The sequence below is a fragment of the Dolichospermum heterosporum TAC447 genome (genome assembly GCF_024584745.1).
GTDB lineage: Bacteria > Cyanobacteriota > Cyanobacteriia > Cyanobacteriales > Nostocaceae > Dolichospermum > Dolichospermum heterosporum.
Genome location: NZ_CP099464.1, coordinates 3,779,035 through 3,794,018 on the forward strand (window position 1 = coordinate 3,779,035; position 14,984 = coordinate 3,794,018).

At 38.9% G+C, this 14,984-nt stretch carries 14 protein-coding genes and 2 pseudogenes; 6 read left to right on the forward strand and 10 right to left on the reverse strand.

Going from position 1 to position 14,984, the window contains the following annotated elements; translation table 11 throughout:
- Positions 1-220 precede the first annotated feature (220 nt).
- Positions 221-1,654, forward strand: coding sequence for a carotenoid oxygenase family protein (locus tag NG743_RS16860; RefSeq protein ID WP_193964070.1), 1,434 nt, complete (start codon positions 221-223; stop codon positions 1,652-1,654).
- A 492-nt stretch (positions 1,655-2,146) separates the two neighbouring features.
- Entirely contained in the window at positions 2,147-3,277 is a 1,131-nt protein-coding gene (gene wecB, locus NG743_RS16865; RefSeq protein ID WP_027402596.1) for a non-hydrolyzing UDP-N-acetylglucosamine 2-epimerase, read from the forward strand.
- Positions 3,278-3,456: 179 nt separating this feature from the next.
- On the opposite strand, the gene NG743_RS16870 is transcribed toward wecB, so the two are convergent.
- The 9 genes from NG743_RS16870 to NG743_RS16910 all read right to left on the reverse strand — a co-directional run bounded on the left by NG743_RS16870 (position 3,457) and on the right by NG743_RS16910 (position 11,016).
- On the reverse strand, positions 3,457-4,062 hold the full coding sequence (locus tag NG743_RS16870) for a peptidoglycan-binding domain-containing protein (RefSeq protein ID WP_257120483.1): 606 nt from the start codon (positions 4,060-4,062) through the stop codon (positions 3,457-3,459).
- 168 nt (positions 4,063-4,230) lie between these two features.
- A complete protein-coding gene (locus tag NG743_RS16875; RefSeq protein WP_193964064.1) occupies positions 4,231-5,079 on the reverse strand; it encodes a M23 family metallopeptidase in 849 nt (282 codons plus the stop codon).
- Between the two features lie 817 nt (positions 5,080-5,896).
- Positions 5,897-6,361, reverse strand: coding sequence for a hypothetical protein (locus NG743_RS16880; protein WP_257120484.1), 465 nt, complete (start codon positions 6,359-6,361; stop codon positions 5,897-5,899).
- Between the two features lie 69 nt (positions 6,362-6,430).
- Positions 6,431-6,961 carry a hypothetical protein gene (locus NG743_RS16885; protein WP_257120485.1) on the reverse strand — a complete coding sequence of 177 codons (531 nt, stop codon included), beginning with the start codon at positions 6,959-6,961 and terminating at the stop codon, positions 6,431-6,433.
- Between the two features lie 69 nt (positions 6,962-7,030).
- A complete protein-coding gene (locus NG743_RS16890; RefSeq protein ID WP_080683804.1) occupies positions 7,031-7,474 on the reverse strand; it encodes a DUF4164 domain-containing protein in 444 nt (147 codons plus the stop codon).
- Between the two features lie 283 nt (positions 7,475-7,757).
- The gene (locus NG743_RS16895) at positions 7,758-7,892 is read right to left on the reverse strand and encodes a hypothetical protein (RefSeq protein ID WP_257120487.1); all 135 of its coding nucleotides are present in this window, start codon (positions 7,890-7,892) and stop codon (positions 7,758-7,760) included.
- 45 nt (positions 7,893-7,937) lie between these two features.
- Complete coding sequence (locus NG743_RS16900) at positions 7,938-8,570, reverse strand: type I restriction enzyme HsdR N-terminal domain-containing protein (RefSeq protein ID WP_027402592.1); 633 nt, start codon at positions 8,568-8,570, stop codon at positions 7,938-7,940.
- A gap of 189 nt (positions 8,571-8,759) precedes the next feature.
- Positions 8,760-9,758, reverse strand: a complete 999-nt coding sequence (gene galE / locus NG743_RS16905) for a UDP-glucose 4-epimerase GalE (protein WP_193893452.1) — start codon at positions 9,756-9,758, stop codon at positions 8,760-8,762.
- Between the two features lie 127 nt (positions 9,759-9,885).
- Positions 9,886-11,016 (reverse strand): acyltransferase family protein, encoded by a 1,131-nt coding sequence (locus tag NG743_RS16910; protein WP_027402590.1) that lies wholly within the window; start codon positions 11,014-11,016, stop codon positions 9,886-9,888.
- Between the two features lie 127 nt (positions 11,017-11,143).
- Between NG743_RS16910 and NG743_RS16915 the strand changes: the two genes are divergently transcribed.
- Positions 11,144-11,602 (forward strand): peroxiredoxin, encoded by a 459-nt coding sequence (locus NG743_RS16915; RefSeq protein WP_257120489.1) that lies wholly within the window; start codon positions 11,144-11,146, stop codon positions 11,600-11,602.
- Positions 11,603-12,118: 516 nt separating this feature from the next.
- Here NG743_RS16915 and hpf read toward each other — a convergent pair.
- Positions 12,119-12,763: a ribosome hibernation-promoting factor, HPF/YfiA family gene (hpf, locus tag NG743_RS16920; protein ID WP_027402588.1), complete on the reverse strand. Its 645-nt coding sequence runs from the start codon at positions 12,761-12,763 to the stop codon at positions 12,119-12,121.
- A gap of 696 nt (positions 12,764-13,459) precedes the next feature.
- Here hpf and NG743_RS16925 point away from each other — a divergent pair.
- From NG743_RS16925 to lipB, 3 genes and pseudogenes are all read left to right on the forward strand, one after another.
- Positions 13,460-13,675 (forward strand): annotated as a pseudogene (locus tag NG743_RS16925) (lipoyl(octanoyl) transferase LipB); the annotation flags it as partial.
- A 162-nt stretch (positions 13,676-13,837) separates the two neighbouring features.
- A pseudogene (locus NG743_RS16930) lies at positions 13,838-14,053 on the forward strand (lipoyl(octanoyl) transferase LipB); the annotation flags it as partial.
- A gap of 162 nt (positions 14,054-14,215) precedes the next feature.
- The gene (gene lipB, locus NG743_RS16935) at positions 14,216-14,914 is read left to right on the forward strand and encodes a lipoyl(octanoyl) transferase LipB (protein WP_027402587.1); all 699 of its coding nucleotides are present in this window, start codon (positions 14,216-14,218) and stop codon (positions 14,912-14,914) included.
- Positions 14,915-14,984: the final 70 nt, after the last annotated feature.

Consider the following 14,984-nt stretch of genomic DNA (forward strand, 5'->3'; position numbering starts at 1 on the left):
TTTAATGTATAAACAAACCCCTCTCCAAACCTCTCCCCGAAGCGGGGAGAGGCTTTGAAAACCCCCTTCCCTCGTAGGGAAGGGGGCAGGGGGGTTAGGTTTTTGGAGATTATCGGTTTCATCTAATACTTTTAAAACATCCTCTTAAGCCTGTTTAACTTTGAAGGGTAAATTCGATTAGCATGAGACAACAACCTATTATTCACAGAATAAATCCTATATGCAAACAATTGATCAAAAGTCAACCAAAAAAGCATGGTCTAGAGCCATATCTCAACCAGCAACAGAATTTCCTGCCACTCAATTACCTATTCTCGCAGGTACAATCCCCGATGGTTTACGGGGTACACTGTACCGGAATGGACCAGCACGACTAGAACGAAATGGTATGCCAGTGGGACATTGGTTTGATGGAGATGGGGCAATTCTGGCGGTTAATTTTACCAATGCAGAAACATTTGCAGTTTATCGCTATGTGCAAACCATAGGTTATCAAGAAGAAACTGCTGCGGGTAAATTGCTTTATGGTAATTATGGCATGACTGCACCAGGAATTATCTGGAATCAATGGATCAAACCCATAAAAAATGCGGCGAATACTTCAGTTTTGGCATTACCTAATAAACTTTTGGCATTGTGGGAAGGTGGTAAACCTTATGCTTTAGATTTGCAAACTTTAGAAACTTGTGGTGAAGATGATTTAGGCAGTTTAACCAAGGAATTAAGTTATTCTGCCCATTATAAGCGGGATGCAAATACAGGGGAAATTTTTAATTTTGGTGTAACTCCTGGATTAAATGCCACAATTAATGTTTATAAAAGTGACTTGACTGGTAAAATTATCCGCACAGGAACATATCAATTAGAAGGTGTACCACTCATACATGATTTTGTTTTAGCAGGACAGTATCTAATCTTTTTTATTTCGCCAGTGAAGTTAAATCTTTGGCCAGTTTTAGTAGGAACAAGTAATTATAGTGATTCTCTAGAATGGCATCCTGAATTGGGAACTCAGATTATAGTCTTTGACAGAGAAACTTTATCTTTAGTCAGTGAAGGAGAAACTGAATCTTGGTTTCAGTGGCATTTTGCGAATGGTTATGTAGATAATAGTGGCGCGGTAATTGTAGATATTGCCCGTTATGAAGATTTTCAAACTAATGAATATTTACGGGAAGTAGCTACAGGGGAAACTCATACAATTGCCAATAGTACATTTTCACAAGTTCGACTCAATCCTTTAACTGGCAAGGTAATTAAAATTGAACAACTTTCAAATCAACATTGTGAGTTTCCTAGTGTTCCTCCACAAAATACAGGTCAATTTTCTCGTTATACCTATATGTCAGGATTCCAACCAGGGACAGATGTTGGTAAGGAAATCTTAAATAGTATTGCTTGTTTTGATCACCAAACTGGAACTTTAACACAAGCAAACATAGGAGAAAATCGCTATCCTTCCGAACCTATTTATGTCCAAAATCCGCAAAGCTCGGAACAAGGTTGGGTGTTAACTGTGGTTTATGATGGTGATACCCATAGTAGCGAGGTTTGGGTCTTTGCGAGTGATAGGTTAAATGAAGAACCTATTTGTAAACTGGGATTACCCAGCGTTATCCCCCACAGTTTCCACGGGACATGGAAACCTGCTTAATCATCAAGGACAGGTAGGATGCCTATCCCACAAAATTGGGTAATTTATTTTTTGGTGTTCCCTTAGAGGATGTTTGAAAAGCCTTTAATGTATAAATAAACCCCTCTGGTAAACCTCTCCCCGAAGCGGGGAGAGGCTTTGAAACCCCCATTCCCTCCTAGGGACTTCCAAATAAAAAAATACTCAACCACCTAACGCAAAAATCTCTCAAACCCTTATTCCTCTGTGTCCTCTGCGCCTCTGTGGTTCGTTAATCAGGATAATTTATTTCTTGGAAGTCCCCTAGAGAAGGGGGGGTTAGGTTTCTGGAGATTATCGGTTTCATCTAATACTTTTCAAACAACCTCTTACCCCTACCCGGAGAATCAAATAATTAAGCCGTGTTGGGTATAACCGAAATGTGTGAAGGAAAGTAAAAACAATTTGGTATAATTGGGTAAAAAATTAATTACTGTCTAGCAAAATTAAAAGTAAATTCTAATTATTTGACTAATGACTAATCAACACCGCATTGGCATTATTTTAGGAACTCGTCCCGAAGCTATTAAACTAGCACCAGTAATTCAAGTTTTTCAAAATTCTCCAGATTTTGAATTGCAGGTAATTCTCACAGGACAACATCGAGAAATGGTTGAACAAGTAATGCAATTGTTCAAACTCAAAGCTGATTGGAATTTAGAGATTATGCAGCGACAACAATCTCTTAATGATATTACTTGTCGAAGTTTACAGGGTTTAGAAGCATTATTTCAAGCTCAAAAATTAGATTTTGTAATTGTCCAAGGAGATACAACAACAGCCTTTGCCGCCACCTTGGCAGCTTTTTATCAAAAAATCCCTGTGGGTCATGTGGAAGCGGGTTTAAGGACTGATGATTTATTTAATCCTTTTCCCGAAGAAGCTAATAGAAGGTTGATTTCCCAACTGACACAATTACATTTTGCGCCGACTACTTTGGCTGTAGAAAACTTACAAAATTCTGGGGTATTAGGAGAAATTCACTTAACAGGAAATACTGTAATTGATGCCTTGTTAAATGTGGCTGCAAAAAAACCAGTTTGCAATATACCTGGGTTAGATTGGCATAAATATAGGACAATATTGGCAACAGTTCATAGACGGGAAAATTGGGGATCACCGCTGCAAGATATCGCTCAAAGTTTTTTACAAATTTTAGAGCAATTTCCTGATACAGCCTTATTACTGCCATTACATAAAAATCCCACAGTTAGAGAACCACTACAAAAGTTGTTAGGGAGTCATTCCCGCATTTTCCTAACAGAACCCTTGGATTATGCTGAATTAGTGGGAGCTATTGAGCGATCGCATTTAATCTTAACAGATTCCGGTGGCTTACAAGAAGAAGCCCCCAGTCTGGGTAAACCAGTCTTAGTTCTCAGAGATACGACAGAAAGACCAGAAGCTGTTACCGCCGGAACAGCCAAACTCGTAGGTACACAAACCGCAAATATTGTCACAGCCGCTAGTGAACTACTCAGCAATCCCGACGCTTACACGAAAATAGCCACCGCCATTAATCCCTTTGGCGATGGCCATGCAGCAGAACGCATCCTAGAAATTGTTAAAAATTACCAGCAACGGCGAACAGAAAAACAACTTTAGTTACAGCAGGTTGCAGGTATATAAAGGTACATTATACCCCTCATTCCTGATTATACTCAACACGGCTTAATAATTTGATTCTGTGGGTAGGGGTTTAGCAGTGCTAAACCCCTACAAATCTAGGTTTTTCGTGATTTTGTAAAAGTCCATGTCTCAACCGTTTTGAGTATAAACAGTTTCTAAATACCTAAAGCTCTCCGAGTTTGATAACCAACAACGCCATCTACATGCAGTCCGTTACGTCTTTGAAAGTGACGAATTGCGTTAATGGTGCGTGAGCCGTAAACACCATCAACTCTAATCCCTAAAGCTCTTTGAATTTCTCTAACTCGTTCACCTCTTGAGCCATATCCTACCGTCACCCTACCCCCAACACCGTATCCAGAACGATATCTGCGGTGAGAATAGCCAGGAGTATTACCAATCCATCTTTCAGCAGCATAGTATCCTCGGTAACGTCCCGAAGAAATTCTCGCAAATCCATTTCTGACACTGCCTGTTTCACCAATATATGAACCATTGCGGACACAAGCTACAGATGAATTTGCAGTGCTAGGTCCGGTACGAATATAAAGACAATTTCCATTTGTGCTGACATATTCTGCGGAAGCAAACTGCATTTGAGTCACTGTAGCTAGTAATATAGTCACACCAGCCAAAGTTAACCATGCCGAAGATTTAAAAATTTTCCGCCAATTAAATGACGATTTGGGAAAATTTAAGGCCAAATTTTCATTTGGTTGTTCATTTTCTATATACATATATGAATAAGCCAAATATTCCATAATCACCTGCTCCTTTATGTGAACTTTTACGATACTTTTGTCTAGTTTTAATCTTTATTGATTTTATACTTCTTTAGCACAATATGTTGGCTGCTATATTCCGCCATTTGAACTGTCACATCAGGTATTTGTAATGAAATCATCAATTACATAAAGAGGTTAGTATTTTTATTTCCCTAAACCACGAGAAGTGAGAAAACTATCTGCACGAATTGGACTACCATTGCGCCAAATTTCTATTTTTTCTGGGCTGATTAAGTAGGAAAAAGTACCATTTTCTGCCTGATATTTGTTATTATCAACTTTCCAAGCCCGAATTTTTAAAACTTGACTGGGTTCCTGTTTCAATTTCCCTAAATAAAATAACTGACCATTTTCTTCGCAAACTTTTATACTGACTGTTGCCGTCTCCCCATTCATAATTGTAGTCCCATGACAATCAGCATGATTACTTATAGGTGAAACTGGTTGTGGAGTTCGGGTAACTGGTTGATTTACTGGTGTTTTTGCGATCGCGGCGGACGGTAATAAACTGAGAGGATTACTAGCTAAACGACCATCTGCATAAAATTCAAAATGCAAATGAGGGGCGGTGCTATTGCCTGTTGAACCCATTTCGGCAATAATTTGACCTTGTTTGACCTGTTGACCTTTACTGACCAATAAGCGGCTATTATGTCCGTAAACCGTCACATTGCCATTAAGATGTTTAATTTCGATAAAATTACCTAATCCCCAATCATCCCAACTAGCTTTGACAACTGTACCAGCCGCAGCAGCCAAAATCGGAGTCCCTTTTGCACCCGCAATATCAATTCCCTCATGTTGATATTTACGGAAACCTTGAGAAAGCACACCCTGAGTAGGCCAAATTAAGTTAGTAGCAGGTGCAAATGTGGTGTTAGTTAGAGAAACTGTTTGAGGTGAAGCTGGAGCAATCTGATTCAAGACTAAACTGCAAGAAATTAAACTCATTAAAGCGTAATTACAAAAGCGGTAGATATTAACTTTTTTCATCAGTTTCTAGCCTTATAGTTGCTATAGCAGCGAAAAGAAGTCAAAGCCGACTACTGTAAATGGAGAAATGCTATAGTTACTTGCTATTTCAGTCTCAAATGTGTCACATCAGGACAGTTAGCTGGTTAAATTTACAACTTGTGCAAACTTACTATCTCCAGAAATAGATCCCCGACTTCTTAAAGAAGTCGGGGATCTTGTTTTTTTGGCACAATTAAATATGAAACCCCTCTGGTAAACCTCTCCTTTGCACCTCTCCCTAACCCTCTCCTAAGAGGAGAGGGAAAAGGAATAATATTTAATACTGGAGAGGCTTTGACTCCCCTTTCCCCTTGTAAAGAAAGGGGGAAAACAATAAAAATCCCTAACCCTCCCCTTTATAAGGGGAGGGTTAGGGAGGGGTAAAACATTTGATACAGTAATCATGACTTTTCAAACAACCTCTAAAACAGGGAGCAGGGGAAAAAGGGTTTTAGGATCAATTAAGGATTCGGTAGTTTTAAATTTAATTCCAAACCAATACCAGATTTCAATCACTCCCCTAGTACCGCAAGGCGGAAGTCAAAAGTCAAAAGTCAAAATGAAGACAGCATAGGCTTTTGGAGGATTTAGAATGGTTGGTTTATTTACGCCGTTTTGTACTAGCTTGTCCTGATTCTGCTTTGCGTTGAATTGTTAAAGGATAAACAGATAATTGACCATAGGCTACCATGGGGTAAAACCAAGGGTAAAGCAACAGAAGAAGGGTATAATTTTCGCAATTTTGCTTTTCATATTTTCTATGACTGAAAATGAGTTTTGTATACAATTAGGGTTTTCAGATTTTACCAGTGGGAAAGAAACCGAAGAGTTTGACTACTCCACTAATTAAGGCAATAATCACTGCTACTAGAACTCCGCGATTAATAAATTCTTGGTTATCTAGCCTTTTATCAATACCAATAACTTTTTCTTCTAGGGTTTTAATTTCCCCTGATAGTTTTTCATCTAAGGTTTTAATTTCCCCTGATAGTTCTGCCTGTCCAATTTCCAGTTTATTCAGTCTACCATCAATAATTTCTAGTTTTTTGTTGACTTCAGTAAACTTGTGATTGACTTCAACAAATTGCTTCTCCATTTTTTGATTGACTTCAGCAAATTGCTTCTCCATTTTTTGGTTGACTTCAGCAAATTGCCGATCTATTTTTTGGTTGACTTCGGTAAATTGCTTCTCTATCTTTTGATCCAAACGAGATAATATTTCTTCGAGAGTATAGGTGAGAATTGGTGGGTTGGTTGTCATATATTTTAGTGGTATTTGCTTGATGGACAATAACAGCAGCGTCCGCCATTTTACTAACAATTAAGGTTTTCAGATTTTACCGGTGGGAAAGAAACCGAAGAGTTTGACTACTCCACTAATTAAGGCAATAATCACTGCTACTAGAACTCCGCGATTAATAAATTCTTGGTTATCTAGTCTTTTATCAATACCAATAACTTTTTCTTCTAGGGTTTTAATTTCCCCTGATAGTTTTTCATCTAAGGTTTTAATTTCCCCTGATAGTTCTGCCTGTCCAATTTCCAGTTTATTCAGTCTACCATCAATAATTTCTAGTTTTTTGTTGACTTCAGTAAACTTGTGATTGACTTCAACAAATTGCTTCTCCATTTTTTGATTGACTTCAGCAAATTGCTTCTCCATTTTTTGGTTGACTTCAGCAAATTGCTTCTCCATTTTTTGGTTGACTTCAGTAAATTGCCGATCCATTTTTTGATTGACTTCAGTAAATTGCCGATCTATTTTTTGGTTGACTTCGGTAAATTGCTTCTCTATCTTTTGATCCAAACGAGATAATATTTCTTCGAGAGTATAGGTGAGAATTGGTGGGTTGGTTGTCATATATTTTAGTGGTATTTGCTTGATGGACAATAACAGCAGCGTCCGCCATTTTACTAACAATTAAGGTTTTCAGATTTTACCAGTGGGAAAGAAACCGAAGAGTTTGACTACTCCACTAATTAAGGCAATAATCACTGCTACTAGAACTCCGCGATTAATAAATTCTTGGTTATCTAGCCTTTTATCAATACCAATAACTTTTTCTTCTAGGGTTTTAATTTCCCCTGATAGTTTTTCTTCTAGGGTTTTAATTTCCCCTGATAGTTTTTCATCTAGGCTTTTAATTTCCCCTGATAGTTTTTTATCTAAGGTTTTAATTTCCCCTGATAGTTCTGCTTGTCCAATTTCCAGTTTATTTAGTCTACCATCAATAGTTTCTAGTTTTTGATTGACTTCGGTAAATTGCCGATCCATTTTTTGGTTGACTTCGGTAAATTGCTTCTCTATCTTTTGATCCAAACGAGATAATATTTCTTCCAGAGTATAAGTGAGAATTGGTGGGTTGGTTGTCATATATTTTCGTGATAGTTATTTTGGGGACAATAACAGCAGCATCTGTCATTTTACTATTTTACCCCCTTGTGAAGGAGAAGGGACTTGTTTACCAACAAGATACCCGACTTCTTAGAGGGTGTTTGAGAAGTTTTTAATGTATAAACAAACCCCTCTCCAAACCTCTCCCCGAAGCGGGGAGAGGCTTTGAAAACCCCCTTCCCTCGTAGGGAAGGGGGCAGGGGGGTTAGGTTTTTGGAGATTATCGGTTTCATCTAATACTTTTAAAACATCCTCTTAGGTATTAAACAGCAACAGATGGTTCTTTAGGTGGTCGTGATACTGTTTTTTTAACAATGGGATAGCGGTTTTTACGGTGACGCTTTTTTCCTGGTTGCCAACCAGGAGACTTTGAACGTAACCGGACTAAAAACTCCATAATAATTGCAGCAACTTGTTCTCTAATTTTAGGTCCAGAATATTCCTATGTCTGGCTGAACGCGACTGCCTCCGTTCCCAAACGTTTTAATACCTGTAATACACTATAAAGCTCATTATCAGGATTTACCAAAGAAAACAGCCGTGAATTAGCATATTTATGTTCCAATACCTTTAAAAATAAAAATTCATTACCATTGGTAATCATGCCAAAGGTTGGTAGCACAGTTTCCTCATTACCCAACATATAAGCCAAAGCTTGAGGAATTGCGCGTGTCACCGCAAAATCACTCCGTTTTGATTCAATTACCAACAACCAAAGCCGATTTTTTAACACCAAAACATCAATCCGCCCCCGAATAATCGTTCCTTCATCCTCCATTTCTAAAGCCACACCCGTTTCTGTTTCAATCCTAAACGGTTTATGATAAAAACCAGCTAAATCTAACAAGGGCGCAAGTACCACCATCTTCACCGTATTTTCTAGCATTGGCGGATCATCCATCAATTCTAAAAAATTAGCCTTCACCCGATCTAATAAATGTTGATCTTCTTTGTTCAAAGCCTCAAGCCCATCCAACCACTCAGGAAAAAAAGTAGCATCTTGAACGATTTGAATGCCAAAATTTTGCTTTAATTCCCCTAGCGTCACATCCTTGGCCGCAATAGATTGAACCATTTTCATATTTCTCCCTTAGAGGATGTTTGAAAAGTATCAGAATTAATCGAGATCCCCCCAACCCCCCTTACAAAGCCCTTACAAAGGGGGGCTAAATTCCTTAAAGTCCCCCTTTTCAAGGGGGATTTAGGGGGATCTGCGGGTGTCAGATCCCACACGAAAAAGTTTTCAAACAACCTCTTAGGGTTTTTATTTATGCCTTTGTTGATGCCATTGCCAAGCGTGAGAGACGATATCTTTAATACCTGGATATTGAGGTTGCCAATTTAAGATTTTCTGAGCTTTTTCGCTTGTACCAATTAGGGCTGGAGGATCTCCGGGACGGCGATCGCATTCTTTGACTGATATTACCATACCTGTGACATCTTCTGCCGCAGCAATCACTTCTCTAACTGAAAAACCGTTACCATTACCTAAGTTAAAAACTTCGCTTTCACCACCATTTAATAAATATTCTAGTCCTAAAATATGGGCATCGGCTAAATCATTAACATGAATATAATCCCGAATACAAGTACCGTCAGGAGTAGGATAATCAGTCCCAAAAATGCTAATAGCTTCCCGTTGACCTAATGCTGTTTGTAACACTAAAGGGATTAAATGGGTTTCGGGATGGTGATCTTCTCCTAATAATCCTTCAGGGTTAGCACCGGCAGCATTAAAATAGCGGAAACGTACTGATTTAAAATTGTATGCCACATCAAAATCAGTTAATATCCTTTCTACCATTAATTTAGTTGCCCCATAGGGATTAATGGGATTTTGGGGATGATCTTCCGTAATCGGAATAAAATTCGGTACACCATAGGTGGCACAGGTGGAAGAAAAGACGAATTTATGAATTGAAGCTGCTAACATTGACTCTAATAATGTCAACGTTCCTAAAACATTATTCCGGTAATATTTAGCTGGGTCAGTGACAGATTCACCTACATAAGCATAGGCGGAAAAGTGCATAACTGCGGCAAAATGGCGACTCTGAAAAAGATTATCTAATAAAGTGCGATCGCTCGTATCCCCTTCAATCAATTCTACCTCTAAAACCTCTTCTACCAAATCCCGATGTCCATACACCAAATTATCCAGGATGACTACCTCATAACCAGCTTGCTTGAGTGCTAACACTGTATGAGAACCAATATATCCTGCTCCCCCTGTCACCAAAATACTAGGTTTTCTCGCTGACATAGTTTATTTCTCCTTCATGGTTATTTTGTTAATCTAATTTAGCTTAATTTGAAATCAGATCCCCGACTTCTTTAAGAAGTCGGGGATCTGATCTTTGGTTAATATGCCTGTCCCAGCAGAATTTTATTTACACTTTAATAAACCAGCGTTTCTGATACATTAAGACAGCCACACCATACCAAAATAACAAGGTGACAAATGCAAACAAAAATGAGCCATTGAAATTTCCTGCCCAAGATGCAAAGATATTTTTGTAAATCCAATTATAGATACTAACAGCAGTTTCACCTGTACCCAGTTGAGTTTTGGCTATGATTTTAATTAAGAATACAGAAGCTACAAAAAGAGCGATCGCATTTAATCCCATGATCTCAAAAGGCTTACTCCAGCGTTTAATTAGCCTCACCTCTATCAACTCATAACAAGCTGCTAATAACATTAACGCCCAACCAGAGGTAAATAAAACATAGGAACTTGTCCAAATTTTCTTATTAATGGGAAATGACACATCCCAAATAATTGCAATTACCAAACAACACAAACCAAACAATACTAAATCCATGCTAGTTTGTGAACTAGCCTGTTTTTTATCTTTAATCCATTGCCCCGTAAAATAACCAGCCAAAACGCTAACTATTGCCGGAATAGTGCTGAAAAGTCCTTCTGGGTCTCCCATAAAATTAAACCCATCACCTTTATACAAATGTGCTTTGGGAATAATCAATCTATCAATAAATGCACCAAAATTACCTTCTCGCGTCAGCACTCCCGCACCATAATCAGGAACAGGAACATACATCATTGTTAACCAATAAGCAATTAGTAAGCCTCCTGCTACTAACCATTGACTTTTGCGAGGTAATTTTAAAACTATTAAAGATGCAAAAAGATAAGTTAAAGCAATCCGTTGTAATATCCCCATCAAGCGGATACTACTTAAATCAAAAGTCCAAACACCTTGATTCCAAAAACCATTTAATACTAAACCCAATATAAATAGAATCGCAGTCCGGCGCAGGATGCGTAAATAAACTCCTTGAGTAGGTTTGTTATCTGCGGTATATTTTGCTAAAGAAAACGTCATTGCTACACCGACAATGAATAAAAAGCAGGGAAATATTAAATCAGTAGGTGTACAACCGTGCCATTGGGCATGACTGAGAGAAGGATAAACATCATCTGCAACTCCGGCCATATTAGCGAGAATCATCGCTGCAATGGTGATACCACGAAACACATCAAGTGAACTCAGACGCATAAGCAGAATAATCTATTTGAGAATCTTACCTTACTCCTCTCGATGCACTTTATCAAGGAAAATTCTAGAAGCTAGGTTACGAGGTAAACTTTTATTAAGTAATGTTGGAATTTTGAATTTTTTTAATATGTCTATCAAAGTTGGAGATACCGCCCCTAATTTTAGTCTACCTGCCCAAAATGGCAAAAATGTCAGTTTGGCAGATTTTCGGGGTCAAAAATCCGTTGTCCTCTATTTTTATCCCAAGGATGATACACCAGGATGCACTGTAGAATCTTGCGCTTTTCGAGATCAATATGAAGTGTTTCAAGCCGCTGGTGCTGAAGTTATTGGTGTGAGTGGTGACTCTAGGGAATCTCATCAAAGGTTTGCAAATAAATACAATTTACCTTTTACACTTTTAAGTGATCAAGGTGATAAAGTCCGAAAACAATATGGCGCAACTGCCGTTTTTGGTTTTATTCCCGGTCGAGTTACATACCTAATTGACCAAAATGGTATTGTTCAATATGTATTTGATTCTATGTTGAACTTTAAAGGCCACGTTGAAGAAGCATTAAAAACCCTGCAACAACTAGCATCATAAGTAAAATAAGATCCCCGACTTCTCTAAGAAGTCGGAGATCTAACTCTCTTTCATCTCGTTCCCAGTCTCTGACTGGGAATGAATTCTAGAAGGCTCTGCCTTCAATGATAAGCTGTTGTGCATTTAGTTTGTATAATTCTAGGGGGCAAGATGCCCGCACTACAAAGTTCAAGTAAATTATGGTTATCAAATTTAGCTGCGTAACAGCTTATTAGAGGCAGAGCCTTATTAACTGCATTCCTAGTCAGAGACTAGGAACGAGATGTGGTAGGGATTTGAGATTAAGTTGACACCATTAAGCTTTTGCTTTAGGGACTTCCAATTAAAAAAATCCCCAAAAGTTTCTTGTGGTGCGGGACGAATTGCCCGCTAATTACCAAGGACAGGCAGGATGCCCATCCCACAAAATTGGGTGATTGCTTCCCTTCCCTCGCAATGACTGTAAATATTTTTGTCCAATTACTTAGTAGAGACGTTTCATGAAACGTCTCTACATATAAAGAATTTAATCAGACTTTATTTGGAGTGAGATTTTTCGGGAATACCAACATTGGCTTGGGCTGATTTGCCATTTCTGCTGTTAGAATGACCGTTATTGCGGGGTTGAATGACTCCATAACCGCCGTGATTACGTTCATAAATGACGTTAATCTCACCTGTTTCGGCATTATGAAACATATAAAAGTCATGACCCACCAATTGTAGTTGTTCCTGCGCTTCAGCCAATGTCATTGGCGGCATAGAGAAGTATTTGGTACGAACAACCTCTTCGGGTAATTCAGCAGTGCGATCGCCTATTAAATCCGCTGCAACATTCTCTGGCGCTACTACTTCGTTAGTTGATATAGGTTGAGTTTTATGATCCTGCCTTTTTTCCTTATATTTCCGCAATTGCCGAGCAATTTTATCTGCGACTAGGTCAATACTTGCATATAAGCTTTCGCTGCTTTCCTCCGCACGGATAACACTACCATTAGCATAAATAGTTACTTCTGCTGCTTGCTTCGTACTTATTCGGGGATTGCGAGCTACGCTTAAATGGACATCCACTTCATTGGTGATGTTCTGGAAGTGACTAACTGCTTTTTCAATCTTTTGATGCACATATTCACGAATTGCATCAGTGATTTCAATATTTTTACCGTGGATGACAAGCTTCATGTAAACTCTCCCGCTCAATATTATATGTGATGTTTTCAGTTAGGAATAGAAATTGCGGTCAGGCCTATCACTGCCACCGACACAAATTGTTACCTATCCCTAAGACATTGTTTTTTAGCATTTTTAACACTTCTTGCATCTTCAAGTTGGCGCTTGCTTATTTATCGTCTTGTTTCCCAACTGGTTGTTAAGCAATTGGCTATCTAAGCAAAACTATTGAATTAGGCTTTTTGAGATATGATCCTTTTAAACGCCTACTTCTATGGAACTTTACCAAAATAGGAGTCCCCGCCTTTTTTCGTCCCCCAGTCTTTTTCACTATTGTATAGAGAATACAACCCTTTTGGGAAATTTGATCCTGATTGATACAAATAAATTTTTAAGTTGCCACCAGTCAGTAAATTAGTTGGTATTGTCTTAGCTGAATGCTCTCCTCTGTCTAACACCCATTCAGGTTATATATTTAAACTAGCATTTTGTGAGTTCTAAAGTATATTTCCTTGATATTCCTTTAAGATCCTTTGCATAGCTTGACATTTGTTCGCTATATTTTTGGGAATTGAGAGGTAAGTAGCTTGGCACAATTAAATATAAAACCTCTCTCCAAACCTCTCCCCTACCAGGGGAGAGGCTTTGACTCCCCTGGTAGGGAAGGGGGGTGGGGGAGGTTAGGTTTATATTATCACCTATTCACTGATGATTCCTAGCACTCAATTAACCCCGTACAGTTGTTTACTATATAATGTTGGCGTAATGCCTTATGAAACCGCTCATCAGTGGCAGCGATCGCTAGTTGCAGAGCGTATTCACAACCCAGAACTAGATGATGTCCTAATTTTACTAGAACATCCCCCCGTTTACAGCTTGGGGACAGGAGCAAACCCAGAATTTATAAAATTTAATCTTGACAAAATGTCCCAAAACTAACGCAAAAACCCTCCCTATTTCTTCTCTCTCTGTGTTCTCTGTGCCTCTGTGGTTCGTTTGTTCATTTATTTATTGGGATAATTTATTTCCTGGAAGTCCCTTATCGGGTGTCTTCCCTCTTGCCTCTTCCCCCTTACTTATGCACTGATGATTCCTAGCACTCAATCAACCCCGTACAGTTGTTTACTATATAGTGTTGGCGTAATACCTTATGAAACCGCTCATCAGTGGCAGCGATCGCTAGTTGCAGAGCGTATTCACAACCCAGAACTAGATGATGTCCTAATTTTACTAGAACATCCCCCCGTTTACACCTTGGGGACAGGAGCAAACCCAGAATTTATAAAATTTAATCTTGACAAAATGTCCCAAAACTAACGCAAAAACCCTCCCTATTTCTTCTCTCTCTGTGTTCTCTGTGCCTCTGTGGTTCGTTTGTTCATTTATTTATTGGGATAATTTATTTCCTGGAAGTCCCTTATCGGGTGTCTTCCCTCTTGCCTCTTCCCCCTTACTTATGCACTGATGATTCCTAGCACTCAATCAACCCCGTACAGTTGTTTACTATATAATGTTGGCGTAATGCCTTATGAAACCGCTCATCAGTGGCAGCGATCGCTAGTTGCAGAGCGTATTCACAACCCAGAACTAGATGATGTCCTAATTTTACTAGAACATCCCCCCGTTTACACCTTGGGGACAGGAGCAAACCCAGAATTTATAAAATTTAATCTTGACAAAAGTGCTTATGACGTGCATCGCATTGAAAGAGGTGGCGAAGTCACATATCATTGTCCAGGACAATTGGTAGGTTATCCCATTTTAAACTTGCGTCATTACCGCCAAGACCTCCATTGGTACTTGCGTCAACTTGAGGAAGTATTAATTCGCGTTTTAGCAAATTACGACTTAAAGGGAGAACGGATTCCTGGTTTTACTGGAGTTTGGCTAGAAGGATACAAAATTGCCGCTATCGGCATAAAAGTGAGTAAATGGATTACCATGCACGGCTTTTCCTTAAATGTATGTCCAGACATGACAGGATTCAAGCAAATTATTCCCTGTGGCATTATTGATAAACCAGTCAGCAGTTTAGCCGCATGGATTCCCGACATCACCTGTAACCAAGTCCGACATTCTATAAATCAATGTTTTGCAGAAGTATTTGACGTGACCATGAAAAATTCAGAAAGTAGGGGCGCAGGGCCTGCGCCCTGCCAATGATTCGTCAACAACACCATGAAATTTATTCACCCCAACCCGGAATAGCGACAAAAATCTTTACAATAAAGAA